Annotated in this window: 15 protein-coding genes, 2 tRNA genes and 2 rRNA genes (1 of these 19 only partly in view); 6 read left to right on the forward strand and 13 right to left on the reverse strand. The window is 62.3% G+C overall.

Annotated features, from left to right (window positions below):
• Positions 1–3 precede the first annotated feature (3 nt).
• The 4 genes from potE to ACVTFQ_RS13460 form a co-directional block, all read right to left on the reverse strand.
• Entirely contained in the window at positions 4–1,365 is a 1,362-nt protein-coding gene (gene potE / locus ACVTFQ_RS13445; protein WP_018896905.1) for a putrescine-ornithine antiporter, read from the reverse strand.
• A gap of 18 nt (positions 1,366–1,383) precedes the next feature.
• Positions 1,384–3,747, reverse strand: coding sequence for an ornithine decarboxylase (speC, locus tag ACVTFQ_RS13450; RefSeq protein WP_111564057.1), 2,364 nt, complete (start codon positions 3,745–3,747; stop codon positions 1,384–1,386).
• Positions 3,744–6,005: an arginine/lysine/ornithine decarboxylase gene (locus ACVTFQ_RS13455; RefSeq protein ID WP_112437384.1), complete on the reverse strand. Its 2,262-nt coding sequence runs from the start codon at positions 6,003–6,005 to the stop codon at positions 3,744–3,746. The genes speC and ACVTFQ_RS13455 overlap by 4 nt, the downstream gene beginning before the upstream one ends.
• Positions 6,006–6,151: 146 nt before the next feature.
• Positions 6,152–7,078, reverse strand: coding sequence for a cation diffusion facilitator family transporter (locus ACVTFQ_RS13460; protein WP_111564056.1), 927 nt, complete (start codon positions 7,076–7,078; stop codon positions 6,152–6,154).
• Positions 7,079–7,287: 209 nt separating this feature from the next.
• On the opposite strand from ACVTFQ_RS13460, the gene ACVTFQ_RS13465 reads away from it, so the two are divergent.
• A complete protein-coding gene (locus ACVTFQ_RS13465) occupies positions 7,288–8,655 on the forward strand; it encodes an amino acid permease (RefSeq protein ID WP_111564055.1) in 1,368 nt (455 codons plus the stop codon).
• A 27-nt stretch (positions 8,656–8,682) separates the two neighbouring features.
• Here ACVTFQ_RS13465 and arcC read toward each other — a convergent pair whose 3' ends face one another.
• The 4 genes from arcC to ACVTFQ_RS13485 form a co-directional block, all read right to left on the reverse strand.
• Positions 8,683–9,621, reverse strand: coding sequence for a carbamate kinase (arcC, locus tag ACVTFQ_RS13470; RefSeq protein WP_111564054.1), 939 nt, complete (start codon positions 9,619–9,621; stop codon positions 8,683–8,685).
• 1 nt (position 9,622) lies between these two features.
• A complete protein-coding gene (locus ACVTFQ_RS13475; RefSeq protein WP_047514062.1) occupies positions 9,623–10,627 on the reverse strand; it encodes an ornithine carbamoyltransferase in 1,005 nt (334 codons plus the stop codon).
• A 37-nt stretch (positions 10,628–10,664) separates the two neighbouring features.
• Positions 10,665–11,894 (reverse strand): arginine deiminase, encoded by a 1,230-nt coding sequence (gene arcA / locus ACVTFQ_RS13480; protein WP_111564053.1) that lies wholly within the window; start codon positions 11,892–11,894, stop codon positions 10,665–10,667.
• Positions 11,895–12,041: 147 nt separating this feature from the next.
• Positions 12,042–12,392 carry a hypothetical protein gene (locus tag ACVTFQ_RS13485; protein ID WP_111564052.1) on the reverse strand — a complete coding sequence of 117 codons (351 nt, stop codon included), beginning with the start codon at positions 12,390–12,392 and terminating at the stop codon, positions 12,042–12,044.
• 268 nt (positions 12,393–12,660) lie between these two features.
• Here ACVTFQ_RS13485 and ACVTFQ_RS13490 point away from each other — a divergent pair, with 268 nt between their 5' ends.
• Both ACVTFQ_RS13490 and ACVTFQ_RS13495 read left to right on the forward strand, forming a co-directional pair.
• Positions 12,661–13,329 (forward strand): response regulator transcription factor, encoded by a 669-nt coding sequence (locus ACVTFQ_RS13490; RefSeq protein WP_111564051.1) that lies wholly within the window; start codon positions 12,661–12,663, stop codon positions 13,327–13,329.
• Positions 13,330–13,427: 98 nt separating this feature from the next.
• Entirely contained in the window at positions 13,428–15,224 is a 1,797-nt protein-coding gene (locus ACVTFQ_RS13495; RefSeq protein ID WP_112437382.1) for a hypothetical protein, read from the forward strand.
• 33 nt (positions 15,225–15,257) lie between these two features.
• Here the strand turns inward: ACVTFQ_RS13495 and ACVTFQ_RS13500 are convergent, their stop codons facing one another.
• Positions 15,258–16,232 carry a hypothetical protein gene (locus ACVTFQ_RS13500; RefSeq protein WP_111564049.1) on the reverse strand — a complete coding sequence of 325 codons (975 nt, stop codon included), beginning with the start codon at positions 16,230–16,232 and terminating at the stop codon, positions 15,258–15,260.
• 168 nt (positions 16,233–16,400) lie between these two features.
• Between ACVTFQ_RS13500 and ACVTFQ_RS13505 the strand changes: the two genes are divergently transcribed.
• From ACVTFQ_RS13505 to ACVTFQ_RS13515, 3 genes are all read left to right on the forward strand, one after another.
• Positions 16,401–17,039, forward strand: coding sequence for a helix-turn-helix domain-containing protein (locus tag ACVTFQ_RS13505; RefSeq protein ID WP_111564048.1), 639 nt, complete (start codon positions 16,401–16,403; stop codon positions 17,037–17,039).
• A gap of 63 nt (positions 17,040–17,102) precedes the next feature.
• Positions 17,103–17,468 (forward strand): hypothetical protein, encoded by a 366-nt coding sequence (locus ACVTFQ_RS13510; RefSeq protein ID WP_111564047.1) that lies wholly within the window; start codon positions 17,103–17,105, stop codon positions 17,466–17,468.
• Positions 17,469–17,834: 366 nt separating this feature from the next.
• Positions 17,835–18,287 carry a DUF2721 domain-containing protein gene (locus ACVTFQ_RS13515; RefSeq protein WP_111564046.1) on the forward strand — a complete coding sequence of 151 codons (453 nt, stop codon included), beginning with the start codon at positions 17,835–17,837 and terminating at the stop codon, positions 18,285–18,287.
• Positions 18,288–18,314: 27 nt separating this feature from the next.
• Here ACVTFQ_RS13515 and ACVTFQ_RS13520 read toward each other — a convergent pair.
• From ACVTFQ_RS13520 to ACVTFQ_RS13535, 4 genes are all read right to left on the reverse strand, one after another.
• Positions 18,315–18,387, reverse strand: a tRNA-Met gene (locus tag ACVTFQ_RS13520).
• 50 nt (positions 18,388–18,437) lie between these two features.
• Positions 18,438–18,514 (reverse strand) — tRNA-Met (locus ACVTFQ_RS13525).
• Between the two features lie 240 nt (positions 18,515–18,754).
• Positions 18,755–18,869 (reverse strand): 5S ribosomal RNA (gene rrf, locus ACVTFQ_RS13530).
• 110 nt (positions 18,870–18,979) lie between these two features.
• Positions 18,980–20,172, reverse strand: a 23S ribosomal RNA gene (locus ACVTFQ_RS13535); it runs 1,710 nt beyond the window's last position.

Below are 20,172 nucleotides of genomic sequence, written 5' to 3' on the forward strand. Positions count from 1 at the left end.
GAACTATTCGGCCGCCGCGACACGATTCAGGCCGCTCGCAAAGCGCGGCGCGATCCGGCCGTAGATGATGAAGCTGATACCTGTCACCAGCATGCCGCCAAGCACCGCGTCCTTGCCCGAGGCATAGATCGCGAACACGCTGTAGAGCATGCCGAGCGTGGCGATGATGGAGTTCAGCCGGTACTTCGCCGGCGGCACGCCCGCCTTCTTCATCATCACGAAGAGAGCCGAAAGCGCCACGATATAGGGTAGCACGTTGGTGACGACTGCGAGGTTGACGAGCGCGGAAAACTGCTCGTTGAGCGTCGGCGAGATCGTCATCAGCGCGAGCCCCGTCTGCACGATGCCGAGGATGATCATGCCCTGGACCGGCGCGCCCATCTGGTTCACGCGCGAGAAGATCGCCGGGAACATCCGCTCCTGCGCCGCCGTGCGCGCCGTCTGCGCGATGGTGAACTGCCAGCCGAGCAGCGACCCGACGCAGGCAAGCACCGCGAGCGCCATGATGATCGAGCCGATCGTCGGATTGAACATGGTCGCATAGGCAAGCGCGAAGGGACCAGTCGACGCCGCGAGATCGGCGTTCGGCACGATGCCCTGGATCACCGTCGTCGACAGGATATAGATGACGGCGGCGCCGAGCGTGCCGAACATGCAGGCAAGCGGCACGTCACGCTTTGGGTTCTCGACGGCATCGGAGTTCTGCGCCGCGGACTCCATGCCGAGGAACGCCCAGAGCGTCAGCGAAATGCTCGATCCCATCCCCTGCGCGAGCGTGAGCCCTTTCGGGTTCCAGGCAGCACCGAACGTGCTCGAACTGAACCAGAACCAACCGATAATCGAGAGCAGACCGACCGGAATGATGACGCCCCACACGGTGATCGACCCGATCCGCCCGGTGATGCGCGGGCCGCCGAAATTGGCTGCCGTTGTCAGCCACAGGAGAGCGATCAGCGCGACACAGGTCATGACAGGCGTCGAGGTCAGCACCGGAAAGAAGCCGGCGAGATAGCCCACCGCCGAGATGCCGATCGCGACATTGCCGATCGCCAACGACAGGAAATACAGGAAGAAGACGAGGAAATAGCCGTCCTTGCCATAGGCATCCTCGGCATAGGCAGACATGCCGCCGGGGCGCTGGTTGAACAGCCCGGCCTGCGCGAAACCGTAAGCGATCGCCATCGAACCGAGCGCGGTAACGATCCAGGAGAGCAGCGAGATGGCGCCGACCTGCGCCATGTTCGCCGGCAGCATGATGATGCCCGACCCCATCATGTTGACGGCGACGATGAAGGTCAGCTGCATCAGGTTCATCTTCTTCTTGGCCGTGGTATCGGCCGCAGCATGCATTGTGTGATCGGTCATGATGACACTCCCCTCGCCCTACTCGCGCACGACATATGTGTGGAACTTGATGCGCCCATCGATCCGTTCCTGGAACACGCCCTGGACTTCGTAGTTGAAGCCCGGGAAGCGGTTGAAGGACTCCTCGAAGGCCAGGAAATAATCGCGCATCGGCCGCGCCCTGTTGTCCCAGCGCTCTCCGGGCACGATCACGCCGATGCCGGGCGGATAGATCAGCGCCAGCGTCGCCGAAATGCGCCCGGCGGCTTCCGACAGCGGCACGTAGTCGACATTGTTGGCGACCAGCGCCTCATAGGCCTGCTTCGACGAGATCGCCGGCTCCGGAAAGCTCTCGGAGCGGAAGCACAGGCGCTGCAGCTCCTTGACGCCGGCGGAGCGATAGAAGCTGTGCATCTCCTTGCAGACCTGCCGCACCGTGTAGCCCTGGTAGCGCTCGCGATTGGCGGCAAAGACGGTCGGCAACACATCCTGTAGCGGCGCGTCGCGATCCCACAGGTTCTTGAATTTCACCAGCTTGGCGACCAGCGTGTTGAGCTTGCTCTCGTCTTCGGCCGGCGTCAGCAGGAAGAGCAGGCTGTTGAGATCGCACTTCTCCGGCACGACGCGCTGCTCGCGCAGATAGTTGGCAACGACGGTCGCCGGGATGCCGAACTCGCGATACTCGCCCGTCTTCCGGTCGATACCGGGCGTCAGAAGCGTCAGCTTGTTGGGGTCGACCATCGTGTAGCCGGGCGCATAACCGGTATAACCATGCCATGTCGCCTCCGGATCGAACCGCCAGCACTGCTGCTCGCGCTTCAAGACATCGGTCGGCACGTCCTCCCACCTTATGCCCGTGAGGTCGCCGGTGTGTTTCGAGCCGGTGACGGAGATCTTGTCCGGCACGAAGGGATCGAAGAACCACTGCTCCTCGGCGCTCGTCGCCTTGCTCTCGTAATGCTGGACGAAGCCGCGAAGCTTCTTGCGCACCTCGATCCCGAGGCCGATGCAGCGATCCCAGAGCATCTCGCCGGCCTTGCCTTCGTGCACCTTCGCATTGACGTCGAGCGAGGCGAACAGTGGGTAGAAGGGCGATGTCGAGACATGCATCAGCAGCGATTCATTGAAGCGCTTGTGCTCGATGAAGCGGCGCTGGTCGCTGATATGTTCGTCGCGCTTGTGGATCTGCGACGCCTGCGAGAAGCCCGCCCCCTGCTTGTGCACCGACTGCGTCGAAAACAGGCCGGGCATGTCGGGCTTGAGATCCTTGAGCCGCATCGGGCTATGGCCCTCGAACAGCGGATGGAACGCGTTGTAGCCGATCCAGGCTTCGTCCCAGAGCACGTAGTCGCAGAGATGGCCGATCTTCTCCATGACCTGGCGGACATTGTAGATCGTGCCGTCATAGGTGGCGAGCTGGATACAGGCCAGCCGGAAGGGCCGCTCGGCATTGGCCCGGCTCTTGTCTGCCAGAAGCGGATGGGCCGCGATCTGCTGGCGCAGCCAGCCCTCGTCCCACGCCGCCCAGTCGACGGCGCCGATCATGCCGAAGGAATTGCGCGCTGTCGGAAGATAGATCGGGATAGCCCCCGCCTGTACGAGCGCTCCCTGATGCAGCGACTTGTGATTGTTGCGATCGAAGAGCACGAGATCGCCAGCGTGCAGCACCGCGTTGGTCACCACCTTGTTGGAGGTGCTGGTCCCGTTCAGGATGAAATAGGTGCGATCCGCCCCGAAAATCCGCGCCGCCTGCTTCTGCGCCTCGACGGCGGGGCCTTCGTGGATCAGGAGATCACCGAGATCGACGTCTGCATTGCAAAGATCGTTGCGGAAGATGCTTTCGCCGAAATACTTGAAGAACAGCTGGCCGGCTGGAGATTTACGATAAAACTGCCCGCCCTGGTGGCCGGGGCAATCGAAGGCGATATTGGCCTCTCCATCATAGGCCATCATGCCCCCGAAGAACGGCGGCAGCAGCGACTTGCCGTAGTTGATCAGGCTGGAGACGATCTGCTTGGCGTAGAAGGCAGGCGTCTGCTGGCCGAGATAGACGAAGCCATCCACCTCGCCCGCCATCTCCACCACATCCATGTCCGAGATACTGAGCGTATCCGCCATCGCCCAGACCGGCGTGCGGAAACCCGCCTCACGCAGCGAGCGGAGAAAGCCGCGCGCATAGGGTAAGAGGCCGCCTTCGACGGAGCCGATATAGGCGCCCACCGAGGCGTCTTCCGAAATGTCGGCCGTGTAGTCATCGCGGAGTTCGACCTCGAAATTGTCGGCGGCGAGCTGCGCCAGCAGCTCCTGCACTTGGCGGTTGTCGCGATCGACGACGGCGACGATCTTCAGCATCTTGTTGAACGGTATCGCAACCGTCGGGGATTTCACGTCGCGCGGGATCATTGGACCGCCCCCTCTGCCACGCAATCGACGAGGTAGCGGCGCCCGTTGCCGCCGGCCTCGAAGCGCAGGCCGTGAATATCGGTCTCGAAGCCCGGGAACTTGCGGTCGAAATCGCGCGCGTAAAGCAGGTAATCCTGGATGGATTTCGTCGTTTCGGTGATCCGCTCGCCGGGCATGATCAGCGGAATACCCGGCGGATAGGGAACGATCATCACCGCCAGGATGCGGTTCATCAGCTTGTCGATCTCGACGCTCTCGATCCGCCCCTTGACGAGATGGTCATAGGCATCGGCCGGCCGCAGCGCCATCTCGGGCAGCACTGTGTACATCTCGCGCTGCGCCTTCGGCACGTCGTCCTTGCGGTAGATGGCGTGGATCTGCTCGCAGAGATCGCGCAGGCCCATATTGCCGTAAGCCTCGGGATGGGCGGCGGCGAGCGCCGGCAGCGCGCGCGTCAATGGCGCGTTACTGTCGTAGAGATCCTTGAAATTGATGAGTTCGGTGACGAGCGTGCTCCACTTGCCGCGCGTGATCCCCATCGAAAACAGCACGAGGAAGGAATAAAGCCCGGTCTTCTCGATCTCGATCCTCCGCGAGGAGAGGAATTTGGTGATGACGGCGGCCGGTATCCCGTGCTCCTGCATCGTCCCATCCGCCGAGAGCCCCGGCGACAGGATGGTGACCTTGATCGGATCGACCATCACGTGGTTTTCGGCAAGCCCGGTAAAGCCGTGCCAGGCGTCGCCGGGCTTCAGCACCCACTCCGCATGCGTATCGCTCGGCGTCTCCTCGGCGATCGTGGGCTCCCACACGTCGAACCACCAGCTCTGCCCCATCTGGCCGCGCACCGCATTCATCGCCCGGCGGAAGCTGATCGCCTCGTCGATCGTCTCCTGCACCAGCGCGCGGCCGGCCGGCTGCTCCATCATCGCCGCGGCGACATCGCACGACGCGATGATGCCGTATTGCGGCGATGTCGAGGTGTGCATCATGAAGGCTTCGTTGAAGCGCGTGACGTCGAGGTTCTTGTTTTCAGCGTGCTGGATGTGGATCATCGACGCCTGCGAGAAGGCCGCGAGAAGCTTGTGCGTCGAATGGGTGGCAAAGGTGATGGCGTTCTGCGAGCGCGCCGGCTGCGTCGAGGAGATGCCGTGGAAGCCGTCGTAGAACTCGTGGAAATTCGCGTACGCATACCAGGCCTCGTCGAAGTGCAGCACTTCGACTGAATCCTTGAGCGACACCTTGATGGCGTCGACATTGTAGCAGAGGCCGTCATAGGTCGAGTTGGTGATCACCATCAGCCGCACCTTGCCGCTGGTCTCGCCTGCGAACGGGCTCGCCGCGATCTTCTGTGCGATCGCCTCGGGCGTGAACTGATCCTTGGAGATCGGTCCGATGATGCCGAGCCCGTTGCGCGAGGGAATGAGATAGATCGGCGTCGCGCCGGTCATGATCAGCGAATGCAGGATCGATTTGTGGCAGTTGCGGTCGCAAAGCACGAGATCGCCGCGCCCGACCATGCCGTGCCAGATGATCTTGTTGGCGGTCGAGGTGCCGCCGACGACGAACAGGGTCTCATCCGTGCCGAAGATGCGCGCCGCGTTGCGCTCTCCCTCGGCGATCGGCCCGACATGATCCAGGAGCGACCCGACGCTGCCGACCGACACCGAGATATCCGACCGCAGCGTGTTCTCGCCAAAGAAGGTGTAGAAAAGCTGCCCAACCGGGCTCTTGCGGAAGGCGACGCCGCCGCCGTGGCCCGGCGTATGCCAGGAATACGCCCCCTCCAGCGTGTAATCCATCAGCGCCTTGAACATCGGCGGCGGCAGTCGGTCGAGATAATTGCGCGCCGCCTGCACGATGGCGCGCGCCATGAACTCGGCGGAATCCTCAAACAGCCGCAAGAAGGCGTTGGCGTGGCGCAGCACGCTGGCCGGCACGTCTTCAGCCGTGGTGTCGTCGCCGAACAGGAAGATCGGCAGCCGGTCGTTCTTGCGGCGCTTGGCGCTCAGAACCTCCTCCAGCACCTGCCAGCGCGACGCCTTGTCCTCCGTCCCGTCGACGGAAACCAGCCAGGCGGACTCCGTGTTGAAGATATGAACCAGCCGCCGCGCATCCTCGTAAGTGACGCCGGAGACGACACGGAACCCCTCCGCCTCGATGGCGGCCGCCAGATCGCGCATCCCGCGGCCGGCAGCGCTCTTGCCGTCGAAATCCTCGTCGATGACTGCGATCGGAAATGACTTGTGGAATTCCATGCGCCCCTCCAGAACCCAAGTTTGGACAGCGGCTGTCATGCCGCTGCGTGCGTCTGAGATTGGGCGGATGGTACACGGGAGGTTGCGGACCGTCGTTGATTGCAGTCAACGTGACGGCAAAAGCATACAGCTAAGAGAAACGGTGCCTATTCGGCCCATTCGGCATCGGCGGTAAAGGCGATCGTCAGCCAGCGATTGGCCCCCTCGCCGCCGATCCGGTCGCCGATATCGTCGCGCAGCGCGTCCCACTCCTCGATCGTCTTGGCGGGCAGCCCCTCGGGCACGATGAAGTAGAGCTCGACCTCGGTCGCTCTTCCGACGCGCGCGACATAGGCGCGATAGGAGAGGAAACCGAGGCGCTGAACGGTCTCCGACGCCACCTGGTCGACATGCTCCTGCAGATCGACGGGCGCGATCAAGAGCACCTCGCTCAGCGCTTTCAAGATCGTGCCGATCGGCAGCGGGATCATGACAAGGCAGACGAGGCCGAGTACCACAGGATCGACATATCGGGCGATCCAGGCCATCGGCGTCGGCAGAACCGCAAGACCGATCACGAAGGCGACAAGCAAGGCGAACGCGATACCGCCGGACATGATCCAGGCCTTGATATCGAGCGCGATGAAGTCGGACTTCAGGCTGCGGTTCAACGCAATGCCGATCGACGCCATGACCACGCAGACGACAAGCGTGGCGCCGGAATAGACGATCGCGGCACCGAAATGCAGCTCATGCCCGCCGTTGATGACACTGATGACGGCATTGATCAGCGCGTAGACGGCGACCGTCATCAGCAGGCAACCGTTGAGCAAAAGCACGATGGGCTCCAGATGCCAGAAGCCCATGGTGAAGCGGTTGCGGATGCGGCCGGACTTGGCATTGCTCTCCGCCGACCGCACGATCAGGCTCGACACCCAGAGCGCGAGCCCGGTCATCGCCGCATCGGCCAGCGAATAGACGCCGTCGAAGGCGATGGAAAATGAGCCGGAAATGATACCGAAGACGATGCCGAGAGCCGCCACCACGACGGTCGCTACGATCGATATGGTCAAAAAGCGCTGCTCGTTCCGCATCCTTGTCTCCGCTTGGCTGCCCATCTCATTTTAGCGCGTTCACACGAATGGTGAAGGCTTCAGGCGTGGCGGCGTACTACGCATTGATCCGGATTGCGAGCCTTGCGGATTGGGAAGAGGATGCCCGTGGCCGCACAAACCGGGACGCTATCCCGGACCGTCCGACGGCCATGGTCCACAGCGGTGAACCGATCTTCGGGAGGGATTTCATGACGACCTCGCAGAACGGCAAAAGCCTCGGGCTCGCCGCCTGTACCGCCATCGTCGTCGGCAACATGGTCGGTTCCGGCTTTTACCTGTCGCCGGCCGCCGTCGCCCCCTATGGCAATCTGGCGATCCTGGTGTGGATGATCATGGGTGCAGGCGCGATCTGCCTTGGTCTCACCTTCGCGCGGCTTGCCGGCATGGTGCCGGCCGTCGGCGGCCCCTATGCATACACACGGCTCGCCTATGGCGATTTCGCCGGCTTTCTCATCGCCTGGGGCTACTGGATCTCGATCTGGTCGTCGCTTCCCGTCATTGCCATCGCCTTTACCGGCGTGATGATCGATCTCTTCCCTGCCCTCGGCAACCGGCTGACGGCAACCGTCCTGACGCTCGGCGTCATCTGGACGATCGTGCTCGTCAACCTGCGCGGCGTCCACGCGGCCGGGCTCTTCGCGCAGGTGACGACCTATGCCAAGCTCATCCCCTTCGGCGCCGTCGCCATCATCGGTCTCCTCTATATCGACACCTCGCATTTCGCCGAATTCAACCCGAGCGGCCAGTCGCTGCTGCAATCCTTCGCGGCCCTGGCGCCGCTGACCATGTTTGCCTATCTGGGTCTGGAATCGGCCACCGTTCCCGCTGGCGATGTCCGAGACGCGCGCCGAACAATCCCCCGTTCGACCGTGCTCGGTATCTCCATCGCCGCGGCTCTTTATGTGCTCGGCACCGTCGTCGTGATGGGCGTCGTGCCGCGCCCGCAACTCATCCACTCCGTCGCCCCCTTCTCGGAAGCGGCAGGGCTGATGTGGGGGCGTGGCGGCGAATTGGCGATCTCGATCGCCGTGGTGATCTCGTCGATCGGCGCGCTCAATGGCTGGACCCTGCTGATGGGCCAGGTGCCGATGGCCGCTGCCCGCGACGGCCTGTTTCCGCCGCTCTTCGCCCGCCTCTCCAGCCGTGGCGTGCCGGCCATCGGCATGGTCGTCTCCGCCACCTTCGCGACCCTGCTCGTCCTCGTCCAGGCGGTCGGATCGGATAGCTTCGCGGCGGTCTACCGGCTGATGGTGGGGCTGAGCACGATGACGGCGGTCGTCCCCTATGCCTTCTGCGCGCTCGCCGGCACCCTTGTCGCATCGCGGCTGAGCAACGGGCAAAAGACGCCCCGCGTCACCGTCATCGAATTGATCGCATTCCTCTTCGCCATGTTCACGCTCTATGGCTCGGGCGCCGAGCCGGTGCTCTATGGCATGGTGCTCCTGATGCTCGGCATTCCCGTCTATGTCTGGCAAAGGCGAAACGGCGAGGTCGCGCGCGCGCAAAGCGTCGAAACGCAAAACGGGGCGCCGATACGCCCCGCTGCCTCGCTCTGATCCTCGTGATGCGTCCGGTCCGCCCGTTCAGCCGTGCCAGCTGAGCCCACCGAAACGGCCATCGATGATCGTGCCGAGCTCACCCCGCACCATCCCTGCAATATCCGCAAGCGCTCCGATCGCCGCAGCCTTGCCCGTCGTCTCGGCGAAATGGCAGGCGGCATCGACCTTCGGCCCCATGGAACCCGCCGGAAAATCGAACTGCTTCATGTCTCCGGGGCGGGCCTTGTGGATCGCCTTTTGCGACGGCTTCCCCCAGTCGAGACAGACGGCCGGCGCGTCGGTCGCCATGATCAGGAGATCGGCGCCGATCTCGCGCGCGAGCAGTTCAGAGCAGAGGTCCTTGTCGATGACGGCCTCGACGCCAACCAGGTGACGCTCCTTGCCCTTCTCGTACATGGTCGGTATCCCGCCGCCGCCGGCGCAGATGACGATCGTGCGCTGCTCGAGCAGCCAGCGCACCGGCCGGATCTCGAAGATGCGCTTGGGAAGCGGCGATGCAACGACCCGGCGCCACTTGTCGCCATCCTGCTTGAACACCCAGTTCTTTTCCGCGCGGATGCGATCGGCATCGGCCTTCTCGTAAACAGGGCCAACGAACTTGGTGGGGTTCGTGAAACCCGGATCATCGGCATCGACCTCGACCATGGTGAGCAGCGTCGCCAGCGGCTGCTCGAAAGGCAGCACGTTGCCGAGCTCCTGCTCCAGCATGTAGCCGATCATCCCTTCCGTCTCGGCGCCGAGCACGTCGAGCGGATAGGCCTCGTCAGGCTTGTAGGCGGCGCCCTGCAGCGCAAGCAAGCCGACCTGCGGCCCGTTGCCATGGGTGATGATCAGCTGATGCTCGGCGGCCAGCGGCGCGATCGCCTCGGCCGCCACCCGCGTATTGCGTCTCTGGACATCCGCGGTCATCGCTTCCCCGCGCCGGAGAAGAGCGTTGCCGCCAAGCGCGATGACGATCCGCATCCTAGTCTCCCAATGTCGCGACAAGCAGCGCCTTGATCGTGTGCAGTCGGTTCTCCGCCTGCTCGAAGGCGACATTGGCCTCGGATTCGAACACCTCCCCGGTCACCTCCAGGCCGTTGCTCATGCCGTAATCCTCGGCGATCTGCTTGCCCAGTGTCGTCTCGGTATCGTGGAAGGCCGGCAGGCAGTGCATGAACTTGGTCTGCGGATTGCCGCTCGCCTTCATCAGCGCTTCGTTGACCTGGTAGGGCGTCAACAGCTTGATGCGCTCGCGCCAGACGTCCTTCGGCTCGCCCATCGACACCCAGACGTCGGTGTGGATGAAATCGACGCCCTTCACTGCCTCCTTCGGATCGTCGGTGATCAGAAGCCGCGCGCCGGATCGCTCCTGCAATTCCCTGGCGATCTTGATGTATTCTTCCGCCGGCCACAGCGATTTCGGCCCGCAGATCCGGACATCCATGCCCATCAGGCAGCCGACGATCAGCAGCGAATGGCCCATGTTCGAGCGCGTGTCGCCGATATAGGCGTATTTGATATCTGCGATCGGCTTGTCGGCATGTTCGCGCATGGTCATGACGTCGGCGATCATCTGGGTCGGATGATACTCATCCGTCAGGCCGTTATAGACGGGCACGCCGGCATAGCGCGCCAGCGTCTCCACGCCTTGCTGCGCCGAACCGCGATATTCGATCGCATCATACATGCGGCCGAGCACGCGCGCCGTGTCCTTGAAGGATTCCTTGTGGCCGATCTGCGAGCCGGACGGATCGAGATAGGTGACGTTCGCGCCCTGGTCCGAGCAGGCGACCTCGAAGGCGCATCGGGTGCGCGTCGAGGTCTTTTCGAAGATCAGGCAGATCTCCTTGCCCTTCAGGTGCTGCTGCTCGGTGCGGGCATATTTGGCCCGCTTCAGATCGCGCGCGAGATCGAGAAGGTAGCGGAATTCACGCGGCGTATAATCCTGCACGGTCAGAAGCGAACGGTTGCGCAGATTGAAGCTCATGGTCTTGCTCCGTAGGGCTGTTTCAGGATGTCTGCTGTCAGTAGGCGGGATCGCGCCAGATCGGGCATGTCATGCAATGCCCGCCGCCACGACCGCGGCCGAGTTCGGAACCGCGAACGGTGATGACCTCGATGCCCGCCTTGCGAAGAAGCGTGTTGGTGTAGGTGTTGCGGTCGTAGCCGACCACGACGCCGGGCTCGAGGGCGACAACGTTGTTGCCGTCGTCCCATTGTTCGCGCTCGGCCTGGTAGGCGTTGCCGCCTGTTTCCACGACCCTGAGCTTGCCGACACCGAGCGCCTTGGCGACGATATCGAGCATCGGCTCGGTCTCCGGATGAATGTCGAAATTGCCGTCGTCATCGGTCTGCACCATGCTGTAGCAACGGATCTGATCGACGACTTCGGCAAACAGCGTCACCACATCGCGGTCGCAGAAGCTGAAGACCGTGTCGAGGTGCATCGCCGCCCGACTCTTCGGCATAAGGCAGCCGATGACCCTGGTCACCGCCTTGTTCTTGAAAAGCGCGCGCGCGACCTGGCCGACCGCCTGATAGGTGGTGCGCTCGCCCATGCCGATCAGAACGGTGCCGTTTCCGATCGGCATGACGTCGCCGCCCTCGATCGAGGCATTGGCGAAATCCTCGTCGCTGTCGCCCCACCAGATCTTGAAGTCGCCGTCGCGGAACGTCGGATGAAACTTGTAGACCGCGCGCTGGATCAGAGTCTCCGGCTGCCGCGCCGGCCAGAACATCGGATTGCAGGTCACGCCATTATACATCCAGCAGGAGGGATCGCGCTGGAAGAGCGTGTTCGGGATGGGTGGGATGACGAACTCGGTCTCCGACAGCGCGCTCAGCATCAGCGTCTTCGCCTTGACGTCGGGAAGGTCGGAAATGGCGATGCCGCCGATCATGAAGGCCGCGAGCTGTGTCGCCGGCATCTCGTCGAGCCAGGGTCGCACCGCCTCGGCGATCTGTGAGCCGAGCACGTTGGGCGTGATGCGACGATCGAGCACGAAGTCGCGCGCCGGCTTGTCGGCGAGCGTCTGCGCCAGCATGTCGTGCAGCTCGAGAACCTCGACGCCGCGCTCCTGCATCTTCAGCACGAAGTCGTAATGATCCTTCTGTGCCTCGTGAACCCAGAGCACGTCGTCGAAGAGTAGATCATGGCAATTGCCCGGCGTCAGCCGCTGGTGGGCGAGCGACGGTCGGCAGACCATCACCGTTCTGAGCTTCCCGACTTCCGAATGAACCCCAAAACCGCGCATCGCGCTCTCCTCCAAGCTGCCTGGGATAGCGATCGCCCTGCTACCCACGGATGAGATCAGCCTAACGGGACGGGTTCGGCCGTGTCATTGATCGCAAGCAATGTGCCGAGCGGTATTGCTGGTCAGAGGGCATTGCGGCGGCCACGGTCATTCCACGTAGAAGACCAGATTGCCGTTGCGCGCCCGCGTGACCCACTCGATATCGTCGGGCGTCAGCTTCTTCGCCTTCAGCTGTTCGACCAGCCACTTGTTGGACCGCGCAGCCGCCCGAACGGCTTTCACCTCATCCGGCTTGCCCGGCTGATGCAGCGCGCCGGTTTCGATCGCCGTGCGATAGCTGACGACCGAGAACCGCTTGCCGTGATAGGCCTTCACCGCATCGGGCAGGTTTTCGGCCCAGTTCATGCGGCGATATTCCTTGCGATCCTGCTGCGCACCGACAGGTGCCGCCATCACGGCGGCGATCGCAATTCCTGTCGCAAGAACCAGCTTTCTCATCGTAGGGGCTCCATTGAGAATTAGGGGCGCGAATTGGGGAAAGTCCCGCGACAATAGGCCGTTCGAGGGCAACAGGCATTGAGCCGGATCAACGCATGCGGGCGCTTGGATCATCCAACATCAATGTTTTCAAAGTGTCGGCTACCACAGATGTTACGCGATGCTACGCCTGAAGAGCGCGGTGTAGTGGTAATATACAGTTAGGTAGAGGGTGGATTGGGCAACCGTACTCTCACGCTTTCGTTGCATTTGAGGGAGAGTTTACTCGATGGCGAATGACCTGACCGTGCACCTCGTCGACGACCAGGAGATACCGCGGCGATCCCTGACGTTCCTGCTGATATCCTCGGGCTTCGCGGTTCGCGCCTATGAGAGCGCGTCGGCGTTTCTGGATCAGTTGCCCGTCTCCGGCAGGGCATGCCTCGTCAAGGTCACGCGGATGTCCTGCACGGACGGGCTGCAGCTGCTGGAACGGCTGAATGCGCTCAACGCGAACATCCCCACGATCATCGTCGGCGGTGACGGAGACGTGGAGACGGCCGTGCAGGCCATGAAGGCGGGTGCGGCCGATTTCATCAAGAAGCCGTTCGAGGACCACGCGCTGATCGCCGCGATAAACCAGGCCACATCGCGCCGTACGCCCCCCTCGCCCACACCAGTGGACACCGAAACGGTCGCCAACCGGATGCGGCAGCTGACCGATAGGGAACACCAGGTTCTGGCTGCCGTTCTTGATGGTCTGCAGAACAAGATGATCGCCTTCAACCTCGGCATCAGCGCGCGTACGGTTGAAGTGCATCGCGCCAACGTCATGGCGAAAATGGAGGCGCGCAACCTGGCGGAACTGCTGCGCATGGTCTTGACGTCAGGCGGCATGCCGCAACCCGCCGCGCCTCGCGGCCCGGCTCTACCAGCGGTACCGGTCAGGCTACTTTAAGCTGCGCTCGACAAAGTCATTGAAACCACACATGGTTATGGGATATGCTCAATTAGCATGGACTAAAGATGATTGCGTGATCGTGTCGGAGGGGCATCATGAGTAGCGCAAAACTCGAGTTTTCGGGCGAACCAGGACCGAAACCGGAAGACATCCTCCAGCAACTCGAGCGTGTTCTCGCCAGCGACGAGTTTCACTCGCCCGAGCGTGGCCGGAAGTTCCTGCGCTTCGTGGTCACCGAGACCCTCGAGGGACGCGCCCAGTTTCTCAAGGCCTTCACCATCGCCAATGAAATCTTCGGCAGGCAGAGTTCGTTCGACGCCCAGAACGACCCCGTCGTCAGGATAGAAGCCGGCCGCATTCGGCGCGGCCTCGAGCGCTATTATCTCGTCGCCGGGCAGTCCGATCCGATCGTGATCACCATTCCCAAGGGCGGCTATGTCCCGCATTTCGATTATGCCGAGCCATCGCATCCATCCGCCGCTCCGGCGCCTCGTACCGAGCCAGCGACGACGCGCACACCAGCCGATCGCAAGACACGAGATACACGAGCGTTCGCCGCGCTTGCCGTTGGCGCGACACTCCTGATCGCCGCGACAGCCGGTTATTTCCTGCTGCCGGCGGGCTTACTGAATGGCCGGGCCGGAACGCATCAATCCCCGGTCGCCGAAACCTCCAGCCCGATGATCGTCGTCGAAAACTTCCAATCGGACGGAGAAGAAGGCGCCACCGCCGATATCGCCCAGGGGTTGAGGGACGAGATCATCGGCCAACTAGCAACCTTCGACGACATCATCGTCGTCGCCGACCCATCGAGAGCCAAGGACGGAAACCTGCACGGCTTTGCCTTGCAGGGCAGCGTTCAGCGAGACGGCAACAGGCTGCGCTCCATATCGAGGCTGATCCGCCGCTCGGACGCGGCTGTCATCTGGGCGAATAATTACGACGCCGATCTTGGCGCCAAGAGCATCCTGCAAATACAAGCCGATATCGGACAGGATATCGCGGTGTCCGTCGCCCAGCCCTATGGCGCGATCTTCGTCACCGATACCGACAAGATCGCCGAACCGTCCTTGAGCGAAATGGGCGGCGCCTACGACTGCACGCTCGCCTATTACAGCTATCGCCGGGGAATGGACGCAAAAAGCCATGCCGCCGCCCGCGATTGCCTTCTCCGCGCGACCGAGCGTTTCCCTGATAACGCCACATCCTGGGCGCTGCTGTCGCTTGTCTACATCGATGAAATCCGGTTCCGCTACAAGCTCGGCGCACAGCCATCGCCCGAGGCCATGACATTGGCGACCAAGGCAGCGGAACGCGCAACGACAATAGCTCCAAACAATACCCGCGCGCTGCAGGCAGCGATGCTGGTAAGCTTCTTCACCAACGATATCGACAAGGCGCTGAAACTCGGCGCCGCCGCCTACGCCGCCAATGCCAACGATACCGAGGTCGCCGGCGAATACGGGCTGCGGCTGGCCATGTCCGGCAAGTGGCAATCCGGCTGCGAGCTCGTCTCCCGCGCCGTCAACAAGGATGCCGGCCCCAAGGGATATTACGAAGTGGGCATGGCGCTTTGCGCCTTCATGCGCGGTGACCTGCAGGCCGCCGAGCTTTGGTCGCGTATGTCTGACCTGGAATACAACCCGATGCACCGCCTGGTTCTGCTCTCCATCCTTGGAGCGGAAGGCAAGACCGAAGAAGCCGCGCAACTGCGAGACTGGCTGAACGCCCACGCGCCCGAGATGATGAAGAACGTCCGCGAGGAAGTGTCCCGGCGTCTGCAGCGCCCGGAAGATCTGGAGCGGATGCTGACCGGGCTGCGCGCGGTGGGAGTCGGCAACGAGATGGCCGGCCTCAACGCCGAACGCCCGAACGCAACCGGCCCAAAGTGAACCGACAGAGCGCGGCCGGCCAACCTGATATTGCTAGCGCCGCTGCGACGCATCCTTGATTTCACTGATCGCCGCGATGTCCTTCACGACCCGCGTCCCGATCGCGTCCTGCAGATCGAAGACGTTCTGCCCGGTCGTGTCGTGATCGAACCGCTTGGCCCATATCACCCGTCCGTCGGCGCTGCGGATCAACCGCAGCTGCACATGCAGCGCATCGTCCTCGAAAGTGACATTGCCCTGCAAGGCAAACACCGCGTTCCCCGCGGCATCCGCGGGGGAAGAACTGGCGGGCGTCATGACCACGACACCATCGAGCTTCGTCAGCTGCGAGATGATCTGGTCGTTGAGCCCCCTGGCGATCTCCGCGCCGCCTGAGGGAGCGCCGAGGACAGCAAGCGGCTCGACGATAACGCGCACACCGCCCACCTGGTCCTGCGCTGCCGCCGGTCGGTCCGGCGCCGGCGCAAGATACTCCTCCAGCGGACGAACAAGCGGCAGCATGGCAAGCGCCGCGAAGACGGCGGGAACGCCAACCGGCACCAGCAGATCGCGATAGCCGGGCTTGCGCGCACTCCGCCCCGGCCGCGCCGCGCCGCGCGCCTCGCCTGAAGCCGTGGCCGGCCCGTTCACCGCCCCCTGGGCCACGGCTCGCCGCTCGAAACGCGGCGCGTAGTGCCCCTTGGGAATGGTGATATGCACGGGGTCGCCGCCGCCGCAGACGAGGTAATAGCGCTCCAGCGCCCGCCGGATGCGGCCGGCCTCGATCCTGACGACAGGATCGCTTTGCGCATCGAAATCCGCGCCGCGACCGAACACCGCCTGCGCGATATTATAGGCGGTCAGCCGTTCGGCTCGACCATCGACCGCCTCTTCGACGATATAGCGCAGGAAACGACGGCCGCGATCCGGCGCCTGGAACTCGCGACTTCTCAAGATCCGCTCGAGCTGGTCGATGATCTCGGCACGGTTCTGTTCGGCGTCGCGGTTCTCGCCGTCGCTCGCTGCCATCGATCCCTCCTGCGGAAAGACCCGGTCGTTCTGTGGGGCTGGAATTCTCACCTTGAGCCGTTATACACCCCGTGCGCGAAGTGAGCTTCCGTAGCACTACGTAAGGGGAATTTCGAATGTGCCTCGCCGCCCGATTTGCCTATTCTGTGGGGAATGGAGGGAGATACGATGTTGCATGTTCACGATCTGCGACAGGAGCCTATCCAAGTCCCCACGCGCCCGCGCGCCTTCGAGCCTGCCGACCAGACGATCAGGCTGAAACAGGACCAGATCGTCTATAGCGAGGGCCAGAAGGTGCTCGCCTTCTACCAGGTGGAAGCCGGCGCGATCAGGATCTACCGGCTGATGCCGGATGGACACCGCCATATACTGTCCTTCTGCGCCAAGGGCGATTGGTTCGGCCTCGAACAGGGCGACTGCCGCGCAGACTTCGCCGAGGCCGTCTGCGAAGCAAGGATCCGCCCTTTTGCGACAACAGCAAACAGTACCCCCACGGGCAGCCTGCTCAACATCGCGCTGGCCAATCTGGCAAAGGCGCAGTCGCGGCAGCTGGCGATGATCGAGCAAAGCGCCTTGAAGCGCGTCGCCGTCTTCATAGAGGAGATGGCCGAACGCCACCCCGGCGAGAGCGAATTCGACCTGATGATGTGCCGCAGCGACGTCGCCGACTATCTCGGCCTGACCATCGAAACCGTGGCCCGCTCCTTCACCAAGCTGCGCGAAAGGCACATCATCCGCCTCAAGGGCAAGCTGCAGCGGCGCGTGCAACTGATGGACAGAGACGCGCTTGCGGCACTCACGCTCTAGGCAGAACGACGGAAGCCCGCGAAAGATCGCAAACGATATCGACGGGAAAAAAAGGAGATCTCGATGACAAATGTTGCGCTTCGACGTTCCGCCAGACGCCTCGTGTCGGCATTGCCGCTAGCGGCCGCCGCAATCGCCCTGCCCTATCTCGCCGGCGCGGCGACGGCTTATGCCGCCGATGATCCCTTGAAGAGCTTCCCCATCGTCATCCACTGCCAGCAGAAGGATACGACCCACATCTTCTACCTCTCCAGGGTCACCGACGCAGGTCTGGCGACCTACGTCGCCTCCGATCGCATCGCCGGCACCATCTCGCTCGACGGCCAGGCCAAGGCCGTCGTCGGTGGCGAAGGCGGCGGCAATTGCGTCGGCAAGACGCTCGCGGATCTCAGGGCCGCCCATCAGGCCTATGATTTGAAGCCGCAGTGAGACCAGCCCTGTGACACGAGCCAAGTGATGTCGGCCAAGTGATGCTGGCCGAGCGATGCAAGCCATAGGCTTCCGCGCTGCTCAAGCCGTCGCGTCCCGACCAGGCGCCGCCGTCCATGACGCGCTTGATCTGCTTCTCTCGATGCCGCGCTCCGCCCTACTCCGCGCACTACACCACTCCCGCTGGAGTTCACCCGCCCTCCGCCGCCGCCGACAACCGGGCCTCGGCAACTGCAATTGGGTTGCGGCTTGCCCTGCCGGGGCCGTCAGCGTTAGTGTCAGCCGACCATCGCAGCGATCCTTGCGCCATGAAAGGCCTCTGAAGAGTATCGCGCCGATGGGCACGTGGCTTGCGAGGAGACACTAATGGACGCCCCGACAATCGTCATCGACTATGCCGGGATCATCCAGACCTCGCTGGCTCCGGTCTTTCTGCTGGCGGGCACGGCGGCCTTCGTCGGCATCTACGCCACCCGCCTCGGGCGCGTCTCCGACCGGCTGAACGAGGTTGTCGAGAAGAATGAGCCCGACGACAAGCGAGAGCGGCAGCTGATCTACTTGCGTAGGCGCACGCTGGTGCTCGAAATCGCCGTCATCCTCGGCGTCATCGCGGGCATCTGCACCTGCTGCGCGATCCTCAATTTGTTATCCGGCGCGCTTGCAATCCGCATCCGCCCGCTGAACCTCGTCTGGTTCTTCGGCAGCGCCATCGTCGCCCTCATGCTCTCGCTGCTGGCCTTCCTGATGGAGCTGCTCTCAGCCGGCCGCAGCATCCTGCTGCAGATCCGCGAAAACCGGCGCCCGAAGGTGGGTCGGTAAGTCTGTAGTCTTTGTTTGGGGAAAGATTGGTGCGGGGGCAGGATTTGAACCTGCGGCCCTCAGGTTATGCTCCTGAGGATTACGAGCTGCCATCGCCAGCGAAGATGAAGTCTTCGCGCCAGCGATAACGTTGAGGTTCTGGAAAGGATTTGGTTGCGGGGGCAGGATTTGAACCTGCGGCCTTCAGGTTATGAGCCTGACGAGCTACCGGGCTGCTCCACCCCGCGTCCAGCGCAAAACCCTATGGGTTTTGGCGCGGCGGCGTAACCGCTTTGCGGTTATGCCTTCTACCGGAGCAAAACCCATAGGGTTTTGTTCCTGTAAGGGACGCACCATTATACGCCAGGTGCGCCGAAGTTTCATTCTGTATGTTCGGACCACCAAAAGCAAAAGGCCGCTTGCGCGGCCCGATGTTTTCGGCTGGGCCGAAGTTTCGATCAGAGAAGATTTGTTGTTGCGTTTAGCAGACCTGGCAGCGACCGACTCTCCCGCGTCTTAAGACGAAGTACCATAGGCGCAGGGGCGTTTCACGGCCGTGTTCGGAATGGGAACGGGTGCAGCCGCCCCGCCATAACCACCAGGTCAGCGAAGCGCAACGATGAGAAGCTGGTGAAGGCAGAGCCTTCTTTTTAGTCTTGAACACGTCTTGGCATCATGTCCGTCTTTCGACGGCATGAGCATAAGCAATGAGAACAATTAAGCCGATCGAGCTATTAGTAACGGTAAGCTTCACACATTGCTGCGCTTCCACACCCGTCCTATCAACGTGGTCGTCTTCCACGGCTCTGATAGGGAATACTCGTTTTCAGGTTGGTTTCCCGCTTAGATGCCTTCAGCGGTTATCCATTCCATATGTAGCTACCCTGCTATGCCGTTGGCACGACAACAGGTCCACCAGAGATATGTCCATCCCGGTCCTCTCGTACTAGGGACAGATCCTGTCAATATTCCTACACCCACGGCAGATAGGGACCGAACTGTCTCACGACGTTCTGAACCCAGCTCACGTACCGCTTTAATTGGCGAACAGCCAAACCCTTGGGACCTGCTCCAGCCCCAGGATGCGATGAGCCGACATCGAGGTGCCAAACAACCCCGTCGATATGGACTCTTGGGGGTCATCAGCCTGTTATCCCCGGCGTACCTTTTATCCGTTGAGCGATGGCCCTTCCACGCGGGACCACCGGATCACTATGACCGACTTTCGTCTCTGCTCGACTTGTCAGTCTCGCAGTCAGGCGGGCTTATGCCATTGCACTCGACGACCGATTTCCGACCGGTCTGAGCCCACCATCGCGCGCCTCCGTTACTCTTTCGGAGGCGACCGCCCCAGTCAAACTACCCACCATACACTGTCCCGGATCCGGATAACGGACCGCGGTTAGACATCCATGACGATAAGGGTGGTATTTCAAGGATGGCTCCACAGAAACTGGCGTCCCTGCTTCAAAGCCTACCACCTATCCTACACATGCCGACACGAATGCCAGTGTAAAGCTATAGTAAAGGTGCACGGGGTCTTTCCGTCTGACCGCAGGAACCCCGCATCTTCACGGGGAATTCAATTTCACTGAGTCTATGTTGGAGACAGCGGGGAAGTCGTTACGCCATTCGTGCAGGTCGGAACTTACCCGACAAGGAATTTCGCTACCTTAGGACCGTTATAGTTACGGCCGCCGTTTACTGGGGCTTCAGTTCAAAGCTTGCACCTCTCCCTTTAACCTTCCAGCACCGGGCAGGCGTCAGACCCTATACGTCGTCTTGCGACTTCGCAGAGCCCTGTGTTTTTGATAAACAGTCGCTACCCCCTGGTCTGTGCCACCCCATCATACTTGCGTAAAATGGGGTCACGCTTCTTCCGAAGTTACGCGTGCAATTTGCCGAG

The sequence above is a fragment of the Rhizobium sp. O111 genome (assembly GCF_055616315.1).